Source organism: Enterobacter sp. WPR_3_1 (assembly GCF_003635055.1).
Taxonomy (GTDB): Bacteria; Pseudomonadota; Gammaproteobacteria; order Enterobacterales; family Enterobacteriaceae; genus Enterobacter; species Enterobacter ludwigii.
Map to the genome: position 1 here is coordinate 63,980 of NZ_RBXU01000002.1, position 20,829 is coordinate 84,808.

At 56.0% G+C, this 20,829-nt stretch carries 20 protein-coding genes; 12 read left to right on the top strand and 8 right to left on the bottom strand.

The genetic code is table 11. From position 1 onward, the window contains the following. Positions 1-80: 80 nt before the first annotated feature. A complete protein-coding gene (locus BJ887_RS00780) occupies positions 81-740 on the top strand; it encodes an AzlC family ABC transporter permease (RefSeq protein WP_014172226.1) in 660 nt (219 codons plus the stop codon). Continuing rightward, positions 740-1,063: an AzlD domain-containing protein gene (locus BJ887_RS00785; protein WP_025202741.1), complete on the top strand. Its 324-nt coding sequence runs from the start codon at positions 740-742 to the stop codon at positions 1,061-1,063. The genes BJ887_RS00780 and BJ887_RS00785 overlap by 1 nt, the downstream gene beginning before the upstream one ends. Positions 1,064-1,103: 40 nt before the next feature. On the opposite strand, the gene BJ887_RS00790 is transcribed toward BJ887_RS00785, so the two are convergent. Both BJ887_RS00790 and fdhD read right to left on the bottom strand, forming a co-directional pair. Further along, positions 1,104-1,316, bottom strand: coding sequence for a DUF1471 domain-containing protein (locus BJ887_RS00790; protein WP_008501827.1), 213 nt, complete (start codon positions 1,314-1,316; stop codon positions 1,104-1,106). Positions 1,317-1,430: 114 nt separating this feature from the next. Then, positions 1,431-2,267, bottom strand: coding sequence for a formate dehydrogenase accessory sulfurtransferase FdhD (gene fdhD, locus BJ887_RS00795; protein WP_025202740.1), 837 nt, complete (start codon positions 2,265-2,267; stop codon positions 1,431-1,433). 383 nt (positions 2,268-2,650) lie between these two features. On the opposite strand from fdhD, the gene fdnG reads away from it, so the two are divergent. The 5 genes from fdnG (at position 2,651) to BJ887_RS00825 (ending at position 9,354) form a co-directional block, all read left to right on the top strand. After that, entirely contained in the window at positions 2,651-5,701 is a 3,051-nt protein-coding gene (gene fdnG, locus BJ887_RS00805; protein ID WP_088202997.1) for a formate dehydrogenase-N subunit alpha, read from the top strand. Positions 5,702-5,713: 12 nt separating this feature from the next. After that, on the top strand, positions 5,714-6,616 hold the full coding sequence (gene fdxH, locus BJ887_RS00810) for a formate dehydrogenase subunit beta (protein ID WP_014172231.1): 903 nt from the start codon (positions 5,714-5,716) through the stop codon (positions 6,614-6,616). Further along, positions 6,613-7,248, top strand: coding sequence for a formate dehydrogenase cytochrome b556 subunit (gene fdoI, locus BJ887_RS00815; protein ID WP_014172232.1), 636 nt, complete (start codon positions 6,613-6,615; stop codon positions 7,246-7,248). Before fdxH ends, fdoI begins: the two co-directional genes overlap by 4 nt. Then, positions 7,245-8,174, top strand: coding sequence for a formate dehydrogenase accessory protein FdhE (fdhE, locus tag BJ887_RS00820; protein ID WP_014172233.1), 930 nt, complete (start codon positions 7,245-7,247; stop codon positions 8,172-8,174). The genes fdoI and fdhE overlap by 4 nt, the downstream gene beginning before the upstream one ends. Before the next feature lie 265 nt (positions 8,175-8,439). After that, complete coding sequence (locus tag BJ887_RS00825) at positions 8,440-9,354, top strand: alpha/beta hydrolase (RefSeq protein WP_121339060.1); 915 nt, start codon at positions 8,440-8,442, stop codon at positions 9,352-9,354. Between the two features lie 28 nt (positions 9,355-9,382). On the opposite strand, the gene fabY is transcribed toward BJ887_RS00825, so the two are convergent. The 6 genes from fabY to BJ887_RS00855 all read right to left on the bottom strand — a co-directional run bounded on the left by fabY (position 9,383) and on the right by BJ887_RS00855 (position 14,131). Beyond that, on the bottom strand, positions 9,383-10,324 hold the full coding sequence (fabY, locus tag BJ887_RS00830; RefSeq protein WP_020883976.1) for a fatty acid biosynthesis protein FabY: 942 nt from the start codon (positions 10,322-10,324) through the stop codon (positions 9,383-9,385). A 44-nt stretch (positions 10,325-10,368) separates the two neighbouring features. Continuing rightward, positions 10,369-10,806 carry a D-aminoacyl-tRNA deacylase gene (gene dtd / locus BJ887_RS00835; protein WP_020883977.1) on the bottom strand — a complete coding sequence of 146 codons (438 nt, stop codon included), beginning with the start codon at positions 10,804-10,806 and terminating at the stop codon, positions 10,369-10,371. Then, on the bottom strand, positions 10,803-11,684 hold the full coding sequence (locus BJ887_RS00840) for a virulence factor BrkB family protein (protein ID WP_014172237.1): 882 nt from the start codon (positions 11,682-11,684) through the stop codon (positions 10,803-10,805). Before BJ887_RS00840 ends, dtd begins: the two co-directional genes overlap by 4 nt. After that, positions 11,678-12,277, bottom strand: coding sequence for a glucose-1-phosphatase (gene yihX / locus BJ887_RS00845; RefSeq protein WP_014172238.1), 600 nt, complete (start codon positions 12,275-12,277; stop codon positions 11,678-11,680). Before yihX ends, BJ887_RS00840 begins: the two co-directional genes overlap by 7 nt. Before the next feature lie 122 nt (positions 12,278-12,399). Beyond that, positions 12,400-13,200: a DeoR/GlpR family DNA-binding transcription regulator gene (locus tag BJ887_RS00850; protein ID WP_032679260.1), complete on the bottom strand. Its 801-nt coding sequence runs from the start codon at positions 13,198-13,200 to the stop codon at positions 12,400-12,402. Positions 13,201-13,234: 34 nt separating this feature from the next. After that, complete coding sequence (locus BJ887_RS00855) at positions 13,235-14,131, bottom strand: sugar kinase (RefSeq protein WP_044867216.1); 897 nt, start codon at positions 14,129-14,131, stop codon at positions 13,235-13,237. 155 nt (positions 14,132-14,286) lie between these two features. On the opposite strand from BJ887_RS00855, the gene yihU reads away from it, so the two are divergent. Genes yihU through BJ887_RS00880 form a run of 5 tightly spaced genes read left to right on the top strand, consistent with a single transcriptional unit; the run spans position 14,287 to position 20,795 of the window. Further along, positions 14,287-15,177, top strand: coding sequence for a sulfolactaldehyde 3-reductase (gene yihU, locus BJ887_RS00860; RefSeq protein WP_121339063.1), 891 nt, complete (start codon positions 14,287-14,289; stop codon positions 15,175-15,177). Between the two features lie 17 nt (positions 15,178-15,194). Then, positions 15,195-16,070, top strand: a complete 876-nt coding sequence (gene yihT, locus BJ887_RS00865) for a sulfofructosephosphate aldolase (protein ID WP_025202734.1) — start codon at positions 15,195-15,197, stop codon at positions 16,068-16,070. A gap of 14 nt (positions 16,071-16,084) precedes the next feature. Next, on the top strand, positions 16,085-17,326 hold the full coding sequence (gene yihS, locus BJ887_RS00870; RefSeq protein ID WP_121339065.1) for a sulfoquinovose isomerase: 1,242 nt from the start codon (positions 16,085-16,087) through the stop codon (positions 17,324-17,326). A gap of 16 nt (positions 17,327-17,342) precedes the next feature. Beyond that, positions 17,343-19,367 carry an alpha-glucosidase gene (locus tag BJ887_RS00875; protein WP_121339066.1) on the top strand — a complete coding sequence of 675 codons (2,025 nt, stop codon included), beginning with the start codon at positions 17,343-17,345 and terminating at the stop codon, positions 19,365-19,367. Positions 19,368-19,412: 45 nt separating this feature from the next. Further along, on the top strand, positions 19,413-20,795 hold the full coding sequence (locus BJ887_RS00880) for an MFS transporter (protein WP_020883982.1): 1,383 nt from the start codon (positions 19,413-19,415) through the stop codon (positions 20,793-20,795). The last annotated feature ends 34 nt before the right edge of the window (positions 20,796-20,829 follow it).

Genomic DNA, 20,829 nt, shown 5'->3' on the forward strand with positions numbered 1-20,829 from the left:
ATCGAACGAATCGTTCGTCTTGAAAAACGGTTCTGATGCGTTCATTATAATGGAAATACGTTCGATATGGCTAAAATTGTATGAAGCATCATCTCTCAACCCTGAAAGGCGACACGATAAAAGCAATCATCCTGGTGTGTCTCGCGGTAGGCGTCGTCGGGATGTCCTATGGCTCGCTGGCAATGGCCTACGGTTTCCCGGTCTGGGTCCCGTTTTTACTCTCCATTACCGTGCTGGCGGGTGCCTCTGAATTTATGTTTATCGGCATTGTGGCAAGCGGCGGTAACCCTCTGGCGGCGGCGGCTGCCGGATTACTGGTTAATGCACGCCATGTACCGTTTGGGGTGACGGTGCGTGAACTGGTGGGTAAACGTGGCCTGAGTTTTCTGGGTTGCCACATTATGAACGACGAAAGCGTGGTGTTCGGGTTGTCGCAAAAGACGCCCGAACAGCGTAAGGCGGCATACTGGTTATGCGGTTTAGGCGTGGCGATCGTCTGGCCGCTGGGTACATTGCTGGGCACCATGGTTGGCAAACTGTTGCCGGACCTTGAAACCATCGGGCTGGATGCGGTATTCCCGGCGATTTTACTGGCGTTAGTGGTGCCGGCTTTTAAAAATCGCACCACCCTGATCCGCGCCTGTAGCGGTGCTGCATTGTCACTGGCCGCCGTGCCGTTTGCCCCGGTGGGTTTACCGGTTCTGCTCTCTTTACTGGGTCTTGCTGCGAGGAAAAAATAATGGGGAATATGACGGTCTTTATTCTCGGTATCGCCCTTCTTTCTGTGGGAACCTATTTAATGCGTCTCGGCGGGGCAAAACTCGGCAACCGACTGGCGCTGTCAGACCGCTCTCAGGCTCTGCTTTCAGATGCGGCAACGGTTTTGCTGTTTTCCGTCGCGCTGGCGACCACTTTCTATGAAGGTGAGCATTTTGCCGGTATGGCGCGCGTACTGGGCGTGGCGTTTGCAGTGTTTCTGGCATGGCGAAAAATGCCGTTAATTGTGGTGATCGTGGCGGCAGCGGTCGTGACTGCAATGCTGCGCCTGGCGGGTATCCAATAAAAAAAGCGCCCCGGGGGCGCTCTTTCGACGGTGTGGCAGCTTATTTGTTCAGTTCAGCAGTCATGTGTACGCGGTTACCCGTAAACGCCTGGGTAATTTTATAAGATGACGCGCCCGCTTCCTGAGCCTGTGCAGCAATTTTGGCTTCTGCGCCATCAATGGTAGAGGCGGTTGCGGTCACAGTCTGTGCAGCGAAAGAACCGAAAGATGTAGCCAGAGCGATTACTGCGACAAAAGTTTTGATGCTTTTCATGATATAAACCCTTTCAATTAGTTGTTTGTTTAAGGCACCGTGCCTTGATGAGGTAAATAGTAGACCTCATCATGAACAACTAAAAGCGGAAGGATTTGCTATTCTTTTTCAAATTTACTGATTAACTATTAATCGCTGCGGATGGGTATAAATCGTCGCCCTTCCCGGCTTACAGAACCCCACCAGCGTCAGATTACAGCGCTCCGCCACTTCCACTGCCAGCGTGGTCGCGGCCGATACGGCAAAAAGGATTTCAACGCCGCACATCGCCGACTTTTGCACCATCTCGTAGCTGGCGCGGCTGGAGACCAGTGCCGCTCCCTGCTGCCAGAGTTCGCTTTCGCGCGCCCGGCGGCCCATCAGTTTATCCAGCGCCACATGGCGGCCGACATCCTCATGCCCCCCGGCAATATCGCCCGATGGCAGAACCCATGCCGCCGCATGCGTGCATCCGCTCAGCTGGCCGACAGGTTGCACGTCATTCAGATGTTCAAGGGCATGGTCGAGATGGGCCAGATTGAAGGTCTGGGTAAACGGCAGAGGTGCGACAGGCTTACCGATATCATTGAGCTGCTCTACCCCGCAAACCCCGCATCCGGTACGCCCGGCCAGCGCGCGTCGCCGCTCTTTGAGCCCCATAAACCGGCGGCTTGAGAGTTCGATTTGCACTTCAAGGCCGTTGCAGGCCTTCACCACATCCATGCCGTAAATTTCTTGCGGGTGCTCAATGATGCCTTCCGAGAGGGAAAAACCAATCGCAAACAGCTCCAGATCTTTGGGCGAGGCCATCATCACCACATGGGAAATACCGTTGTAAACCAGAGCAACGGGCACTTCCTCCGCCAGAAAATCAGGCGTGGTGTGGGTAATGTGGGGCGGTCTGTGTACCGACAGTTCCACGATACCGGCAGGCAGTGGCGACGGGTGGGTAACACGGTTTTGTTTAGACACAGCGGTATTCCTGAACAACCACGGAGGTGAGCCTGCTATTGCATCACAAACCGCAGGCCATACGCATAGTATGGATCAACTTTTCAGCACCCATCCTCATCAAGTTTACCTACTCATTTGGGAGAGGCGCAACCGAGGCGGTGATACAGCCCTTTAACATGCCGGGGCAATAATGTGACTCGCGTCACACTTTATAATCAACACAGTGATAATACGTTCACTTTGTATTAACGCCATTGGAACAGGCGTACCGACATTGTGGTATTCTGATGATATCCCTCGTAGAACTGAGGGATTAACGCAAATTTTTCTCCTTTGCGGTCACCGTTCAACCGCGAAGTCAAAACTACATATGTAAGCAATGTCGAAACAAGGAGTGACCCATGCAGGTCAGCAGAAGGCAGTTCTTTAAGATCTGCGCTGGCGGTATGGCAGGCACCACGGCGGCGGCACTGGGTTTTGCACCCGGTGTAGCGCTGGCGGAGACGCGGCAATATAAACTGCTGCGCACCCGTGAAACCCGTAATACCTGTACGTACTGCTCTGTCGGTTGCGGGCTGTTGATGTATAGCCTCGGCGACGGTGCTAAAAACGCCAAAGCGTCTATCTTCCATATCGAAGGTGACCCGGACCATCCGGTCAACCGCGGTGCGCTGTGCCCGAAAGGTGCCGGCCTGGTTGACTTTATCCACTCCGAAAGCCGCCTGAAATTCCCTGAATATCGTGCGCCAGGTTCCGATAAATGGCAGCAAATCAGCTGGGAAGACGCATTTGACCGCATCGCTAAACTGATTAAAGAAGACCGCGATGCCAACTTTATTGCGAAGAACGCTGAAGGCGTCACCGTCAACCGCTGGCTCTCCACCGGGATGCTGTGTGCGTCTGCTTCCAGTAACGAAACCGGCTATTTAACCCAGAAATTTACGCGTGCACTCGGTATGCTCGCGGTCGACAACCAGGCGCGTGTCTGACACGGACCAACGGTAGCAAGTCTTGCTCCAACATTTGGTCGCGGTGCGATGACCAACCACTGGGTCGACATCAAGAACGCCAACCTTATTGTGGTGATGGGCGGTAACGCCGCTGAAGCGCACCCTGTCGGGTTCCGCTGGGCGATGGAAGCCAAAATCCACAACGGTGCGAAACTGATTGTGATCGATCCCCGCTTTACGCGTACTGCGTCAGTGGCGGATTTCTACACCCCTATTCGTTCAGGTACTGACATCACTTTCCTGTCAGGCGTATTGCTGTACCTGATGACCAACGAAAAATATAACCGCGAATACACCGAAGCCTATACCAACGCCAGCCTGATCGTGCGTGAGGATTACCACTTCGAAGATGGACTGTTCAGCGGTTATGACGCCGAAAAACGCAAATACGACAAGACCAGCTGGAACTATGAGCTGGACGAGAAAGGCTTTGCGAAGCGTGATACGACGCTGCAGCATCCGCGCTGCGTGTGGAACCTGCTGAAAGAGCACGTTTCCCGCTACACGCCGGACGTTGTCGAAAACATCTGTGGTACGCCGAAGGAAGACTTCCTGAAGGTGTGCGAGCTTATCGCCGAAACCAGCGCGAAAGACAAAACGGCGTCGTTCCTCTACGCGCTCGGCTGGACCCAACACTCTGTCGGCGCGCAGAACATCCGTACCATGGCGATGGTTCAGCTGCTGCTCGGCAACATGGGGATGGCTGGCGGCGGCGTGAACGCCCTGCGTGGTCACTCCAACATTCAGGGTCTGACCGACCTTGGTCTGCTGTCTCAAAGCCTGCCAGGTTACATGAACCTGCCAAGCGAAAAACAGACCGACCTGCAAACCTACCTCACAGCCAGCACGCCTAAACCACTGCTCGAAGGTCAGGTGAACTACTGGGGCAACTATCCGAAGTTCTTCGTCTCGATGATGAAAGCCTTCTTCGGTGACAAAGCGACAGCGGAAAACAGCTGGGGCTTTGACTGGCTGCCGAAGTGGGACAAAGGTTACGACGTTCTGCAGTACTTTGAGATGATGCATCAGGGCAAGGTGAATGGCTATCTGTGCCAGGGCTTTAACCCGGTCGCCTCATTCCCGAACAAGAACAAGGTGGTTGAATCGCTGTCGAAACTGAAGTTCCTGGTGACGATTGACCCACTCAACACCGAGACGTCGACCTTCTGGCAGAACCACGGTGAGTCGAATGACGTTGACCCATCGAAGATTCAGACTGAAGTGTTCCGTCTGCCTTCTACCTGCTTCGCGGAAGAGAACGGTTCCATCGTGAACTCCGGCCGCTGGCTGCAGTGGCACTGGAAAGGTGCGGACGCCCCGGGCATCGCCATGAACGACGGCGAGATCCTGGCCGGTATCTTCTTACGCCTGCGTAAGATGTATGCGGCAGAAGGTGGTGCGAACCCGGAACCGGTGCTGAACATGACCTGGAACTACTCGACGCCGGAAAACCCAGCGCCGGAAGAAGTGGCGATGGAGAGCAACGGTAAAGCGCTGGCAGATGTTATCGACCCGGCCACCGGGACGGTGCTGGCGAAGAAAGGCGATCAGCTCAGTACCTTCGCGCACCTGCGTGATGACGGCACGACCGCCAGTGGCTGCTGGATCTTTGCCGGTAGCTGGACGCCGAAAGGTAACCAGATGGCCAACCGCGATAATGCTGACCCGTCAGGCCTCGGCAATACGCTGGGCTGGGCCTGGGCATGGCCGCTGAACCGCCGCATTCTCTACAACCGTGCTTCCGCTGACCCGCAGGGTAATCCGTGGGATCCGAAGCGTCAGTTGCTGAAATGGGACGGCGCGAAATGGGGCGGTGTGGATATTCCGGACTACAGTACTGCCCCTCCAGGCAGCGATGTCGGGCCGTTTATCATGCAGCCTGAAGGGATGGGACGCCTGTTTGCTATCGATAAGATGGCGGAAGGGCCATTCCCGGAACACTACGAGCCGTTTGAGACGCCGCTGGGCACCAACCCGCTGCACCCGAACGTGGTCTCTAACCCGGCAGCCCGCATCTTTAAGGGCGATTTCGACGCGCTGGGTAAAAAAGACAAGTTCCCGTATGTGGGCACCACTTACCGTCTGACCGAACACTTCCACTACTGGACCAAGCACGCGCTGCTTAACGCTATCGCGCAGCCGGAACAGTTTGTGGAGATCGGCGAGAAGCTGGCGAACAAGCTCGGCATTGCCCATGGCGATACCGTGAAGGTCTCTTCTAACCGTGGCTACATCAAGGCCAAGGCGGTGGTGACCAAGCGTATTCGCACGCTGAACGTTCACGGTCAGCAGGTGGATACCATCGGGATTCCGATTCACTGGGGTTATGAGGGCGTGGCGAAGAAAGGGTTCATTGCGAACACCCTGACGCCGTTCGTCGGTGATGCGAACACGCAGACGCCGGAGTTTAAGGCCTTCCTCGTGAACGTGGAAAAGGTGTAACGGAGACGACTTATGGCTTATCAATCTCAAGACATTATCCGTCGTTCCGCGACTAACGGTTTCACGCCCGCGCCTCAGGCGCGGGACCACCAGCAGGAAGTGGCGAAGCTTATCGACGTGACCACCTGTATCGGCTGTAAAGCCTGCCAGGTGGCCTGTTCTGAGTGGAACGACCTCCGTGATGAAGTGGGTCACAACGTCGGGGTGTACGACAACCCGGCTGACCTGACCGCCAAGTCCTGGACGGTGATGCGTTTCTCGGAAGTGGAACAGAACGACAAACTGGAATGGCTTATCCGCAAAGACGGCTGTATGCACTGTGCGGATCCGGGCTGCCTGAAGGCATGTCCGTCAGAAGGGGCTATCATTCAGTATGCTAACGGTATCGTCGACTTCCAGTCCGAGCAGTGCATTGGCTGCGGCTACTGCATAGCGGGCTGCCCGTTCGATGTCCCTCGCATGAACCCGGAAGACAACCGCGTCTACAAATGCACGCTGTGCGTAGACCGCGTAAACGTCGGCCAGGAGCCTGCGTGCGTGAAAACCTGTCCGACGGGCGCTATCCACTTTGGTTCCAAAGAGGATATGAAAACGCTGGCGGCTGAACGCGTGGGCGAACTGAAAACCCGTGGCTACGACAACGCAGGCCTGTACGATCCGGCCGGCGTGGGCGGCACGCACGTGATGTATGTGCTGCACCACGCAGACAAGCCGAATCTGTATCACGGCCTGCCGGAGAACCCGGAAATCAGCGCGACCGTGAAGTTCTGGAAAGGCATCTGGAAACCGCTGGCAGCGGTGGGTTTTGCTGCCACCTTCGCAGCGAGCATCTTCCACTATGTCGGTGTCGGTCCGAACCGCGCGGAAGAGGAAGACGACAACCTGCATGAAGAGAAAGACGAGGTGCGCAAATGAAAAAACGTGACACCATCGTGCGCTATACCGCGCCGGAACGCATCAACCACTGGGTCACCGCCTTCTGCTTCATGCTGGCGGCGATAAGCGGGCTGGGGTTCTTCTTCCCCTCCTTCAACTGGCTGATGCAGATCATGGGGACACCACAGCTGGCGCGTATACTGCACCCGTTTGTTGGCGTCATCATGTTCGCGTCGTTCATCATCATGTTTTTCCGATACTGGCACCATAACCTAATCAATCGGGATGATATCTTTTGGGCGAAGAATATTCGTAAGATCGTCGTCAACGAGGAAGTGGGTGATACCGGGCGTTATAACTTCGGCCAGAAGTGCGTATTCTGGGCGGCGATTATCTTCCTGGTCCTGTTGCTGGTGAGCGGCGTGATCATCTGGCGTCCGTATTTTGCGCCTGCTTTCTCAATCCCGGTGATCCGATTCGCGCTGATGCTGCATTCATTTGCCGCAGTGGCGTTAATTGTGGTTATCATGGTGCATATTTACGCCGCCCTTTGGGTGAAAGGCACCATTACCGCGATGGTGGAAGGCTGGGTAACCAGTACGTGGGCGAAGAAACATCACCCGCGCTGGTACCGAGAGGTCCGCCAGAAACAGGAAAAGTCATCTGAATGAGTATTCGCATAATCCCGCAAGATGAGCTGGGTTCGAGCGAGAAACGCACGGCGGATTATATTCCGCCGTTGTTATTCCCCAGACTCAAGAACCTCTATAACCGCCGCGCAGAGCGTCTGCGCGAGCTGGCAGAGAACAACCCACTGGGCGATTTTCTGCGTTTTGCCGCGCTGGTTGCCCATGCGCAGGAAGTGGTGCTGTACGACCACCCGCTGCAAATTGACCTGACCGCGCGCATCAAAGAGGCCAGCGAGCAGGGTAAGCCTCCGCTGGATATCCACGTTCTGCCGCGCGATAAGCACTGGCATACGCTGCTGCACTCCCTGATTGCCGAGCTGAAACCCGAGATGAGCGGTACCGCGCTGGCGGTCATTGAGAATCTGGAAAAAGCCTCCGATCAGGAGCTGGAAGAGATGGCGAGCGCGCTGTTTGCGTCCGATTTCTCCCTGGTCAGCAGCGACAAAGCGCCGTTCATCTGGGCAGCGTTGTCGCTTTACTGGGCGCAAATGGCCAGCCTGATCCCGGGTAAAGCCCGTGCCGAATACGGTGAAGCGCGTCAATTCTGCCCGGTATGCGGCTCAATGCCGGTGTCCAGCATGGTGCAGATCGGTACCACTCAGGGGCTGCGTTATCTGCACTGCAACCTGTGTGAAACCGAGTGGCACGTGGTGCGCATTAAATGCAGCAACTGCGAGCAGACGCGCGATCTCAACTACTGGTCGCTGGAAAATGAAGACGCGGCGGTCAAAGCTGAAAGCTGCGGCGACTGCGGTACCTACCTGAAGATCCTTTATCAGGAAAAAGACCCGAAAGTCGAAGCCGTCGCCGACGATCTCGCCTCGCTGATTCTGGACGCCAAAATGGAGCAAGAGGGCTTTGCCCGCAGCTCTATTAACCCGTTCCTGTTCCCGGGTGAAGGGGAGTAATCCCCACTCACAGTGCCGGGCAACGTTGGTTTGCCCGGCCTGTATCTGGTTGACTGAAACATCCTCGCCTTCCTCTCGCATATCTTCCAGCATCACTGTGCAGGCAAACTACACGTGCGTTATTCAGGACTAAAGCCAAATTTAATATCCATGTTTACTTTTGCGAGCCGCTTTCCAGAATCGTTTTCAGCCTCATTTTCCCTGTTTCACTCGACAACAAACTGAGTTATAACACTGTATATTCATACAGATTAAAGGGACCCACATGGCACTCGAAAAAGGGATTGATACGCTGGTTCAGGCGTTCATCGCAGCAGGACGCCCTTCTGCGCGTAGCCAAAGTATTGATGACCGGAGAGCAGGCTATATTGCCAGCACGGCGCTTGCCGGTGAGACAGAAACGCGCGTTGACGTAGAAACGCTGAACCTCGAAGGCATCACATATCGCGTCTTCTCTCCGCCAGATGCTGGTGAAAAGCTGCCGACCGTTATCTACTACCACGGGGGATGCTTTATCAGCGGCGGCTTCGATACTCACGATAATCAACTGCGCCAGTTAGCGTTTTATGGCAACTGCCGCGTCATTGCGATCCAGTACAGACTTGCTCCTGAACATACCTACCCTGCCGCTCATGATGATGCAGAAAGATGCGCACATCTGATCTGGCAATACGCGGATATATTTGGCGTGGATAAAAACCGTATCACCCTGTGCGGGGACAGCGCGGGAGGTCATCTGGCACTGGTGACTGCCCTGCGGCTCACGTCTTCCGGACTCTGGCAGCCGGCGCAGCTCATTCTTATCTACCCAATGCTGGATGCCACGGCCTCTTTTGAAAGTTATACCCGTAACGGCGCGGATTACGTCATCACCCGCGATACGCTGCTGAGCGGATATGAGCTCTATCTGGCCAACACGGAACGCCAGCATCCTGAAGCGAGCCCGCTCTGGCGAAAGGATTTTAGCGGCCTGCCTCCCGTGCACATCATTACTGCCGAGTTTGATCCGCTTTGCGACGAAGGTGAGGCACTATATCAGCGCCTGACTGAGCAAGGCGTCACGTGTACGGCTCAGCGGTGGCTGGGGGTTATCCATGGATTTTTCCAGCTTGGTGGGGTCAGCCCGTCTGCGCGCGATCTTCTGAGGGATATTGCCAGACGGATCGGCGCGGGGAATTAGCCCGGCAATCATGCCGGGACGACGGAGTCTACTCTTCTTCGTTTCCACCCTCTTCAAACGCGCCAAACGGCTTCGCAGGAAGAACGATGTAGGTACCTTCAAAGACAGCACCCGGCGTTTCATCGCCGAACAGCTCAACGCGCATCTGTACGCGCGCTTTACGCCCGCGCGCCAGGCGGTCGAGATCGCCCCCAAGTGCGCCAAGATCGGCAACGGCGCTCGGCTTACCACTGATCGGCGCGCTGTAACGAATATGGGCATCGGCCAGAATAATGGTGCCGCCAAGATGGCGTTCGCGGAGCATCAGCCAGATAAGCCCCCAGCCGGTCAGCGTGGCGAGCGAAAACAGGCTGCCGGCAAACAGGGTGTGATGGGGGTTCTGATTGCCGATTTCCGGCATGGTGGTAATGAATTTTTGCCCGGTGTACTGCTGAATACGCACGCCCATTTTTTCACTCAGGGGAATGTGCTGATACCAGGCCTGCTGGAGCTGCCCACACCAGTCGGCGCGATGGAGAATATCATCCAGCGTAGCGATGGGTTTGATCATCAAAAAGTGACGAATCGGCGTGGTTTGCGGGGCGGTGATTTCCCCCTGGTTAACAAAACCGAGTTTGGCGAAGAATTCGACGGCGTCTTCGCGGGCGCTACAGGTGACGCGCTTAACCCCTTCCTGACGGGCAACGGACTCGAGGGTCATCGCCATCAAGGTGCCGAGGCCTTTATCCTGCACGGAAGGATGAACCGCCATAAAGCGGATTGAAGCTTCGTTATCGGCATTAATGTACAAACGCCCAACGGCGACGAGGTTACCCTCTTCGTCCATCACCATCTGGTGATGGGCCATCGCATCCCAGGCGTCGCGCTCAGACCCTTTTGGCTGATGTAATGGCTTGCGTAACATTTCCCAGCGGAACTGGTAATAGGCTTCTAACTCTTCTTCCGTTTGCGGTACTCGAAGGTGATACATAGCTGTACTCTCTCTTGTTACCCGCGGCCACGCCGCCAGTTGGCTCATACCTGGAGCCAGAATGTGACGGGGCCATCGTTCACCAGCGATACCTGCATATCTGCAGCGAATCGTCCGGTTTGCGTATTCATGTCCTGTTGACGACAACGCGCCACAAAGTACTCGTAAAGGGCTTCTGCACGATCCGGTGCGGCACCTTTAGAGAAACCCGGGCGCATGCCGCGCTCGGTATCGGCCGCCAGCGTAAACTGGGAGACCACCAGCACGCTGCCACCCGCCTGCTGAACGTTCAGGTTCATCTTACCTTCCGCATCGCTGAAAATGCGGTAGCCCAGCACGCGCTCGCACAAGCGGTTGGCTTTCTGTTCGTCATCATCCTTTTCGACACCTAACAACACTAAAAGTCCTGGGCCAATTTCACCCGTCACCTCTCCCTCCACGGTGACGCTGGCACGGGTTACGCGCTGTATCAATGCAATCATGGTTGGTCTGCTTCTTGTTGTTTTTCAGCTTCTGCTGCTTTTTTAAGTTCGCGGTATACGCCGAGAGTGACAGTTATTTCGGCACCAAGCAAGACGATACACCAGGTCCAGTAGACCCAGACAAATAAAATGGGGATCACCGCCAGCACGCCGTAAATCAGCTGATAAGACGGGAACATGGTGATGTAAAGGGCAAACCCTTTTTTGCCCAGTTCAAAGAGCAATGCCGCGACCAGCGCGCCCACGACCGCATCGCGGTTAGGCACGCGCGTGGTCGGTACCACGCTGTAAAGCAGCCAGAAAGAGAGCCACGATAAAATCAGCGGGAAGATACGCAACAGGTTATCGATAACGCCGTTGAGATCGCTGGCCCAGCGCAGCGAAAGCAGATACGAACTGATAGCCAGACTCGCACCGGCCAGCAAGGGCCCCAGCGTTAAGATCATCCAGTACACCGCAAAGGAATAAACCTTGGGCCGCGCCTTTTTACTCCGCCAGATGGCATTCAGCGCGTTATCTATGGCGTACATCAATAACAGCGCCGTGACGATCAGGCCACACGCCCCGACCGCCGTCATTTTGCTGGAGTTAGCGACAAACTGTTCAATGTAGTTCTGTATGACATCCCCGGTGGCGGGAATAAAATTCGCAAAGACAAAGTGGCGAAGCTGCAGGCTGACATCTGCAAACATTGGAAAAGCGGAAAATAGCGCAAAAATGACGGCCACTAGCGGCACTAGCGAGAGCAATGACACGTAGGCGAGGTTACCCGCCAGCGTGGTCATGTTGTCCTCATCAATGCGATGCCAGAGCAGTTTCAGCCACGCCCTGAGCGGACGAGTATGATGCGTGGCTTTTTGATGAACGGTTTTTAGCATAACTGCTTCGCAAAATAGTTTGGTATCGTCTCCTTTCCGGTCACCAGAATTGACGTGATACCCAACTGGTTAGCTCCCTCTATATTATCGGCATTGTCGTCGAAAAAGACCGCATCGGCCGCGGTGAATCCTTCCGCCTGCAGAACCGCCTGATAGATACGCGCTTCGGGTTTACGCATCCCCATCTCCTGGGAGAGGTAGATTTTATCGGCCGCCGCCTGCACCTCAGGATACTCGTCAGGCCAAAACGTGGTATGCAGACGGTTAGTATTCGACAGCACCACAACCCGATGCCCCTGCTCGCGGAGTTTATGCATAATGGCGATCACGTCCGGGCGGATCGCGACGAACACTGCCTGCCAGCCATGGGAAAACTGCTCGTAACTTAACGGCACATCCATTTCATGACACAGACGTTCAGCAAATTCTTCATCGCTAATTTCGCCGCGCTCGTGCTGATGGAAGGTCTCGCCCATGGCGAAACTCTGCTTTAACGTCGCCAGCGGGACACGGCTAAAGTCGCTCCATGCGCCCAGCACCCGATTAAAATCGATATCGACGATTACATTTCCTAAGTCAAAGATATAAAGCATTTTTTATCTCCTGCTCGCCGTGGAAAAGTAACTGTAGCGGGAAAGATAAGGTTTGGCTATGCGCCAGATTCAGCTTACAGAAAGGAAAGGCCCGAGCCTGAATATCGGGCCATTAAGAAGGGTTAGCCTGCCTGCTGTTCGTCGCCTGAATTTACCTCAACGACTTCAACCTTGCTGGATTTGAGATGATTGTGCAGCGCAGATCCCGGTAGCTCATCGGTGAAGAGCGCGGTTGCCTGCGACACGTTACCAATTTCAACGGCAGCAGAGGCGTGGTATTTCGTATGATCGGCCGCCAGTAAAATATGTCGAGCGTGGGCCATCATGGTTTTCACCACGCTGGCTTCATTAACGTCAAACTCCATCATCGCGCCGTCGTGTTCAATTGCTCCGACGCTGGTCACCAGGTAATCGGCACGGAAGCCTGACACGAACGCCGTCGCTGCAGGCCCGATAATGCCTCCGTTATGCGGACGCAGCGTACCGCCAGGCACCATCACTTCAAAGCGCGGGTTCTTATACAGAATATGCGCCACCCGCAGGCTGTTGGTGATGATGCGCAGATGATTATGGTTGAGCAGCGCCCGGGCAACGTGCTCCACCGTCGTCCCGATAGTAATGAAGATGGTTGAACCATCGGGAATGTAGTCGGCAATCGCTTCGGCAATGGCCCGCTTCTCTTCGGTCAAGGAGACTTCACGTTGCTCAAATGCGGTGTTCACCACGCTGGATGCCCTGCCCGCGCCGCCATGATGACGCGTGATCAGCCCCTGCTCACTCAGCTTGCGGATATCCCGGCGCACGGTTTGCGTTGAGACGTCCAGCAGTTGCGCCAGTTCATCAATGTTCATATAGCCGCGGTCAGCAATCAACGTAAGCAGTTGATCGTGCCGCGGGTTGCCGGTCAGTTCGGTAAGGCTCATGGGCTGTCCTCTGAAAACCATCACGCCCCGCATTTTATACAAAAAGTGACAAAAAAGAGCGGGTTTGATCACAGTCAGGTATACCCGCCCGTCCGCCGGGCCGGGTACATTTCAGTGCCGCAACCGCGCTCGCGAAACGTACCGCGTCTGGTGACGCCCCCTGCTGCGCCAGACTCACCGCCAGCGCGCCGTGAAAGACATCCCCTGCACCTGTGGTATCCACCACGTCGACCGCAAATCCCGGCTGATGACGAAGCGCGCCCTGCTCCAGCCAGTAACACCCTTCACGCCCTTGCGTGACGTAGACATGTCCATTTGTGAGCGTTTGTGCTTTTCTCAGCGCGTTTTCCGTATCGTCCAGCTGGCTTAAACGCCGCAAACCCGGCGCGGAGAAGGCCGCGTGATCGCTTAAGGCGACCAGTTCAGCAATGTCCTGCGGGGTGACATCGGCATCAAGCAGCGTGCTGACGCCCTGCTGGCGGGCAAGGGTGAACGCCTGTTTAGCCCCTTCGTGCCAGCGCACGTCGGCTAATACGATATCCCATTGCGAAAAATCGATATCCTGCAACCATGCCGCTGTAGTCGGGAGATCGGGGCTGGGGTAGTTAGCAATGACACGCTCCCCGTGGCCATCAACCAGCACGGCCGATTGCGATGAACGGGCTCCTTTCACCATCCGCGTATAGCGCGTGTTTACCCCCAGGGACTCCAGCTCCGCGAGCAGTCTTCTGCCGGTATCGTCATCACCCACCCGGCCAATAAAGTCCACCTCAGCCCCCAGTTTCGCTGCCGCCACCGCCGCAGTCGCCGCGGGACCACCGCCCACCTCCGTATAGTCTTTTGCGACATATTTGCCACCTTCTTTCGGTAAATCATCGAGATACCAGATGCGATCCAGCACGGTAATGCCGACACAAACGATGCGAGTCATGGTGATTCCTTCTGCGTTTTCTGATGCTCTCATTTTAATTTCACGAAATGTTTAAAAAGTGACCCCTGTCAATTTTTTGACTATAAATTACAAATACGATCAAAAACAGACAACACAAACGCTCAATAATTGACACGATGTGACAGGAGAGAAGCATGTCAGCAATTGCCTTTATCGGGTTAGGACAGATGGGTGCGCCCATGGCAACGAATCTGCTTAAACAGGGCCACCAGCTTCACGTTTTTGATGTAAACCCGCAGGCGATACAGGCCCTGGTGGCGCGTGGAGCCCTGGCTGCAGCCACGCCTGCACAGGCAGTAAAGGAGGCCGAATTTGTCATCACCATGCTGCCAAACGGAGACCTGGTTCGCACAGTATTGTTTGGTGAGCAGGGCGTCTGCGAAGGCTTATCCCGCGAAGCGCTGGTCATTGATATGTCCACCATTCACCCACTACAGACCGATGCCCTGATCCGCGACATGGCTGAACGTGGTTTCAGCATGATGGATGTGCCTGTCGGACGCACATCGGACCATGCCGTCGCCGGAACATTACTCCTTCTGGCTGGCGGCAGCGCGCAGCAGGTTGAACGAGCCACGCCGGTGTTGATGGCGATGGGCAATGAACTGATAAACGCAGGTGGGCCAGGCATGGGCATCCGCGTGAAGCTTATTAACAACTACATGAGCATTGCCCTGAACGCGCTGTCCGCTGAAGCCGCCGTGCTGTGTGAAGCCCTCGGCCTCTCTTTCGATGTGGCGCTCAGCGTTATGAGCGGTACGCCAGCAGGCAAAGGCCACTTCACCACCTCATGGCCTAACAAGGTGCTCAAAGGCGATCTTACACCGGCCTTTATGATCGACCTCGCGCATAAAGATCTGGGGATCGCGCTGGACGTGGCAAACCAGCTCCACGTCCCGATGCCGCTGGGCGCAGCCTCCCGTGAAGTCTACAACCAGGCGCGGGCCGCCGGACGCGGGCGCGAAGACTGGACAGCCATTCTTGAACAGGTTCGCGCATCCGCCGGGCTGAAAAAAACACACTGATACGAAAGGACTGAGGAATGACGATGTACACCCTGAAAGATATCACCCGACCTTCCGGCGGTTTTGCGATGCTGGCCGTTGACCAGCGCGAAGCAATGCGCCTGATGTTTGCTGCGGCTGGCGCACCGGTGCCGGTCACCGATCGGCATCTCACCGACTTTAAGGTCAACGCGGCCAAGATTCTGTCGCCGTATGCCTCCGCCATTCTTGTCGATCAGCAGTTTTGCTACCAGCAGATCGTTGAGCAACAGGCCGTTGCCAAAAGCTGCGCGATGATTGTGGCAGCAGACGAATTTATTCCGGGAAACGGGATCCCCGTTGATAGCGTCGTCATCGATAAAAACGTTGATGCCCAGGCGGTCAGGCGCGATGGCGGTAAAGCGCTGAAGCTACTGGTGCTGTGGCGTAGCGACGAAGATCCGCAGCAGCGTCTGGAGATGGTGAAAGCGTTCAATCAGCTGTGCCATGACAATGGACTGCTCAGCATTATTGAGCCGGTAGTCCGCCCGCCGCGTCGCGGCGCGACGTTTAATCGTGAACAGGCCATTATCGACGCGGCAAAAGAGCTGGGAGACAGCGGAGCTGATCTCTACAAAGTGGAGATGCCCCTGTTCGGCAAAGGCTCTCAGCAGGAATTGCTGACTGCCTCGCAAAAACTGAACGAGAACATCGCCATGCCGTGGGTGATCCTCTCATCCGGCGTGGACGATAAGTTGTTCCCAAGGGCGGTGAGCGTTGCCATGCAGGCAGGCGCATCCGGCTTTTTAGCCGGCCGCGCCGTCTGGTCATCAGTGATTGGCCTGCCGGACACGGAACTGATGCTCCGTGATATTTCTGTGCCGAAACTGCAGCGTTTGGGTGAGATCGTCGACGAAATGATGGCTCGCCGTTAAGAAAGGACCCGAACATGAAATGGTTTAACACCCTGAGCCATAACCGCTGGCTTGAACAAGAGACTGACCGCATTCTCGATTTCGGTAAAAACGCCGCCGTGCCGACCGGCTTTGGCTGGCTGGGCAATAACGGTCAGGTGCGCAGCGATATGGGCACACATCTGTGGATCACCGCCCGTATGCTGCACGTTTATGCCGTGGCGGCAAACATGGGGCGTCCCGGCGCATATGCCCTGGTGGAGCATGGCATCAACGCCCTGAATGGCCCGCTGCGTGACCCGCAATATGGCGGCTGGTACGCCTGTATTAACGATGAAGGCGTTATGGATGCCTCCAAGCAGGGCTATCAGCACTTCTTTGTTTTGCTGGGCGCGGCCAGCGCCGTCACCACCGGCCATCCGCAGGCTCGCAAGTTACTGGACGATGCCATCGAGGTGATTGAGCGTTATTTCTGGAGCGAACAGGAACAGATGTGCCTGGAATCCTGGGATGAGGCCTTCAGCAAAACCGAAGAGTACCGTGGTGGCAACGCCAATATGCACGCTGTCGAAGCCTTCCTGATTGTGTATGACGTGACGCATGACCGTAAATGGCTCGACCGCGCCCTGCGCATTGCTTCGGTGATCATTCACGACGTGGCACGCAAGGGCGAGTACCGGGTTAATGAGCATTTCGATACGCAATGGAACCCCATCCGCGATTACAACATTGATAACCCCGCTCACCGTTTTCGCGCCTACGGCGGTACGCCAGGCCACTGGATCGAGTGGAGCCGCCTGATGCTGCACCTGCGCGCTGCGCTGGAAGCGCGTTTTGAAACACCACCCGCATGGCTGCTGGAAGATGCAAAAGGCTTGTTCAACGCCACAATCCGCGACGCCTGGGCACCCGATGGTGCCGACGGTTTTGTCTATTCCGTTGGCTGGGATGGTAAGCCCATCGTTCGCGAGCGCGTGCGCTGGCCGATTGTCGAAGCGATGGGAACGGCCTATGCGCTCTATACCGTCACCGGCGAGGCGCAGTACGAAGCCTGGTATCAGAAATGGTGGGATTACTGCATCAAATACCTGATCGACTACGAGAACGGTTCATGGTGGCAGGAGCTGGATATCCATAACGAAGTGACCACCAAAGTCTGGGACGGCAAGCAGGATATTTATCATCTGCTGCATTGCCTGGTGATCCCTCGCTTACCGCTGGCGCCAGGGTTAGCCCCGGCCGTTGCCGCCGGATTACTGGATAGCCAGGCCAAATAATAAAAACGGAGATCTTATGCGTACCCTACACAATATTATTCTTAAAAGCAGTGAACATGGTTTCACCCTGAGCTGGCAGGATCGTCTGATTCTGTCCCACACCGCCGACACCCCGTGCCTGTGGATCGGCGCAGGTGAAGCCGATATCGAGATGTTTCGCGGCAACTTCAGCATCAAAGACAAACTCAACGAAAAAATTGCCCTGACCGAGGCCACCGTCGCGCCGCAAAATGCGGGCTGGGCGATTCGCTTTACCCGGGGTGACGCCGTCAGCGCCACGCTACTGGTGGGTGTGGATGCCGAAGGACGCCTGGAGCTGAAACTCAAAAATGATGCCTCCAGCCATAACCGCATCTGGCTGCGGCTGGCGGCCCAGCCCGAGGATCATATCTATGGTTGCGGAGAGCAGTTCTCCTACTTCGACCTGCGCGGCAAGCCGTTCCCGTTGTGGACCAGCGAGCAGGGCGTGGGCCGTAATAAGCAGACCTACGTCACCTGGCAGGCAGACTGCAAAGAGAACGCGGGCGGCGATTACTACTGGACCTTCTTCCCGCAACCCACCTTTGTGAGTACCCAGAAGTACTACTGCCACGTGGATAACAGCTGTTATATGAATTTCGACTTCAGCGCGCCGGCGTTCCATGAGCTGGCCTTCTGGGAAGATAACGCCACGCTGCGCTTCGAATGTGCCCAAACGTATGTCGATCTGCTGGAAAAACTGACCGGGTTACTGGGCCGCCAGCCCGAACTGCCGGACTGGGTTTACGACGGGGTAACGCTGGGCGTTCAGGGCGGCACCGACGTGTGCCAGCAAAAGCTCGACACCATGCGCAACGGCGGTGTGAAGGTGAACGGTATCTGGGCGCAGGACTGGTCCGGCATCCGGATGACCTCCTTTGGCAAACGCGTGATGTGGAACTGGAAGTGGAACAGCGATCTGTATCCGCAGCTGGATACACGTATCCCGCAGTGGAAGCAGGAGGGCGTGCAGTTCCTCTCCTATATCAACCCTTACGTGGCCAGCGACAGAGACCTCTGTGAAGAGGCGGCGAAACGCGGCTATCTGACCAAAAACGCCGACGGTCAGGACTATCACGTCGAGTTCGGCGAGTTCTATGCGGCCGTTATCGACCTGACGAATCCGGAAGCCTACGACTGGTACAAAGAGGTCATCAAAAAGAACCTGATAGCGCTGGGCTGTGGCGGCTGGATGGCTGATTTTGGTGAATATTTGCCGACTGATACCTTCCTGCACAACGGCGTGAGCGCGGAAATCATGCATAACGCCTGGCCTGCGCTATGGGCGAAATGTAACTACGAGGCGCTGGAAGAGACCGGCAAGCTCGGCGAGATCCTGTTCTTTATGCGCGCGGGTTATACCGGCAGCCAGAAACACTCGGTGATGATGTGGGCCGGCGATCAGAACGTCGACTGGAGCCTGGACGACGGTCTGGCATCAGTGGTTCCTGCGGCACTCTCACTGGCAATGACCGGGCACGGGCTGCATCACAGCGACATCGGCGGTTATACCACGCTGTTTGAGATGAAACGCAGCAAAGAGCTGCTGCTGCGCTGGTGCGACTTCAGCGCCTTCACACCGATGATGCGTACCCACGAGGGCAACCGCCCTGGCGATAACTGGCAGTTTGATGGCGACGGCGAAACCATCGCCCACTTTGCGCGTATGACGACCGTCTTCACTACCCTGAAGCCCTACATAAAAGCCGCCGTTGCGCAGAACGCGAAAAGCGGCCTGCCGGTGATGCGCCCGCTGTTCCTGCATTACGAAAACGATGCGCGCAGCTACACGCTGAAATACCAGTATCTGTTTGGCCGCGATCTGCTGGTGGCACCGGTCCATGAAGAAGGCCGTCGTGACTGGACGCTCTATTTGCCTGAGGACACCTGGGTGAATGCCTGGACGGGTGAAACGCATGAGGGCGGTGACATCACCGTTGACGCTCCGCTCGGCAAACCGCCGGTGTTTTATCGCCAGCAAAGCGAATGGGCAGAGCTTTTTAGCACCTTACGTCATATCTGATAAGGCTCGCCCGCGGGGAAACCTGCGGGCAGATGGAGAACAATAATGCGTCAACACGCTTCCGATCCGGCAACGCTACGCCTGCCGTTTAAAGAGAAACTCGCCTACGGGATGGGCGATCTCGGCTCTAACATCCTTCTGGATATCGGCACGTTGTATCTGCTGAAGTTCTACACCGACGTTCTTGGCCTGCCTGGTACCTACGGCGGGATCATCTTCCTGATTGCCAAGTTCTTCACCGCCTTCACCGATATGGGCACGGGTATCATGCTCGATTCCCGACGCAAGATCGGTCCTAAGGGCAAATTCCGCCCGTTCGTGCTGTATGCGGCGTTCCCGGTGACGTTACTGGCCATCGCAAACTTTGTCGGCACGCCGTTTGAAATCACCGGCAAAACAGTGATGGCGACCGTGCTGTTCATGCTTTACGGCCTGTTCTTCAGCATGATGAACTGCTCCTACGGTGCGATGGTGCCGGCCATTACCAAAAACCCGGACGAGCGCGCTTCGCTGGCCGCCTGGCGTCAGGGTGGCGCCACGCTTGGCCTGCTGCTCTGTACCGTCGGGTTTGTGCCGGTAATGAACCTGATTGAAGGCAATGACCAGCTTGGGTATATCTTTGCCGCGACCCTCTTCTCGCTGTTCGGGCTGTTCTTTATGTGGTGGTGCTATAAGGGCGTGACCGAGCGTTACGTTGAAATGCAGCCCGCCAATCCAGCCCAGAAGCCCGGCCTGCTGCAGTCGTTTCGCGCCATCGCCGGTAACCGACCGCTGTTTATTCTCTGCATCGCCAACCTGTGCACGCTGGGGGCCTTTAACGTCAAGCTCGCCATTCAGGTTTACTACACGCAGTACGTGCTGAACGACCCTATTCTGTTGTCCTACATGGGCTTTTTCAGCATGGGCTGCATTTTTATCGGCGTCTTTATGATGCCCGGCGCGGTGCGTCGCTTCGGCAAGAAAAAGGTCTATATCAGCGGGCTGCTGATTTGGGTGGCAGGCGACCTGCTCAACTACTTCTTTGGCGGTGGTTCGGTGAGCTTTGTGGCGTTCTCCTGTCTGGCCTTCTTCGGCTCAGCCTTCGTGAACAGCCTCAACTGGGCGCTGGTGTCCGATACCGTGGAGTACGGCGAATGGCGCACCGGCGTACGATCCGAAGGGACGGTCTATACCGGCTTTACCTTCTTCCGGAAGGTCTCACAGGCGCTGGCCGGCTTCTTCCCCGGCATCATGCTCACGCAAATCGGCTATGTGCCAAACGTGGTGCAATCCGCCGGAACGGTTGAAGGGCTGCGGCAGCTGATATTTATCTACCCCAGTCTGCTGGCCGTCATCACCATCGTGGCGATGGGCTGTTTCTACAACCTCAACGAGAAGATGTATGTGCGCATCGTGGAAGAAATTGAACTGCGCAAACGTACAGCATAACTGACTTGAGAGAGCGCCCTGCGGGGCGCTGTGA

What these genes read in the sequence shown, in the direction of transcription:
- BJ887_RS00780 (WP_014172226.1), top strand. Translation starts at nt 81, where the DNA reads ATGAAGCATCATCTCTCAACCCTGAAAGGCGACACGATAAAAGCAATC.
- BJ887_RS00785 (WP_025202741.1), top strand. Translation starts at nt 740, where the DNA reads ATGGGGAATATGACGGTCTTTATTCTCGGTATCGCCCTTCTTTCTGTG.
- BJ887_RS00790 (WP_008501827.1), bottom strand. Translation starts at nt 1,316, where the DNA reads ATGAAAAGCATCAAAACTTTTGTCGCAGTAATCGCTCTGGCTACATCT.
- fdxH (WP_014172231.1), top strand. Translation starts at nt 5,714, where the DNA reads ATGGCTTATCAATCTCAAGACATTATCCGTCGTTCCGCGACTAACGGT.
- fdoI (WP_014172232.1), top strand. Translation starts at nt 6,613, where the DNA reads ATGAAAAAACGTGACACCATCGTGCGCTATACCGCGCCGGAACGCATC.
- fdhE (WP_014172233.1), top strand. Translation starts at nt 7,245, where the DNA reads ATGAGTATTCGCATAATCCCGCAAGATGAGCTGGGTTCGAGCGAGAAA.
- BJ887_RS00825 (WP_121339060.1), top strand. Translation starts at nt 8,440, where the DNA reads ATGGCACTCGAAAAAGGGATTGATACGCTGGTTCAGGCGTTCATCGCA.
- fabY (WP_020883976.1), bottom strand. Translation starts at nt 10,324, where the DNA reads ATGTATCACCTTCGAGTACCGCAAACGGAAGAAGAGTTAGAAGCCTAT.
- dtd (WP_020883977.1), bottom strand. Translation starts at nt 10,806, where the DNA reads ATGATTGCATTGATACAGCGCGTAACCCGTGCCAGCGTCACCGTGGAG.
- BJ887_RS00840 (WP_014172237.1), bottom strand. Translation starts at nt 11,684, where the DNA reads ATGCTAAAAACCGTTCATCAAAAAGCCACGCATCATACTCGTCCGCTC.
- yihX (WP_014172238.1), bottom strand. Translation starts at nt 12,277, where the DNA reads ATGCTTTATATCTTTGACTTAGGAAATGTAATCGTCGATATCGATTTT.
- BJ887_RS00850 (WP_032679260.1), bottom strand. Translation starts at nt 13,200, where the DNA reads ATGAGCCTTACCGAACTGACCGGCAACCCGCGGCACGATCAACTGCTT.
- BJ887_RS00855 (WP_044867216.1), bottom strand. Translation starts at nt 14,131, where the DNA reads ATGACTCGCATCGTTTGTGTCGGCATTACCGTGCTGGATCGCATCTGG.
- yihU (WP_121339063.1), top strand. Translation starts at nt 14,287, where the DNA reads ATGTCAGCAATTGCCTTTATCGGGTTAGGACAGATGGGTGCGCCCATG.
- yihT (WP_025202734.1), top strand. Translation starts at nt 15,195, where the DNA reads ATGACGATGTACACCCTGAAAGATATCACCCGACCTTCCGGCGGTTTT.
- yihS (WP_121339065.1), top strand. Translation starts at nt 16,085, where the DNA reads ATGAAATGGTTTAACACCCTGAGCCATAACCGCTGGCTTGAACAAGAG.
- BJ887_RS00875 (WP_121339066.1), top strand. Translation starts at nt 17,343, where the DNA reads ATGCGTACCCTACACAATATTATTCTTAAAAGCAGTGAACATGGTTTC.
- BJ887_RS00880 (WP_020883982.1), top strand. Translation starts at nt 19,413, where the DNA reads ATGCGTCAACACGCTTCCGATCCGGCAACGCTACGCCTGCCGTTTAAA.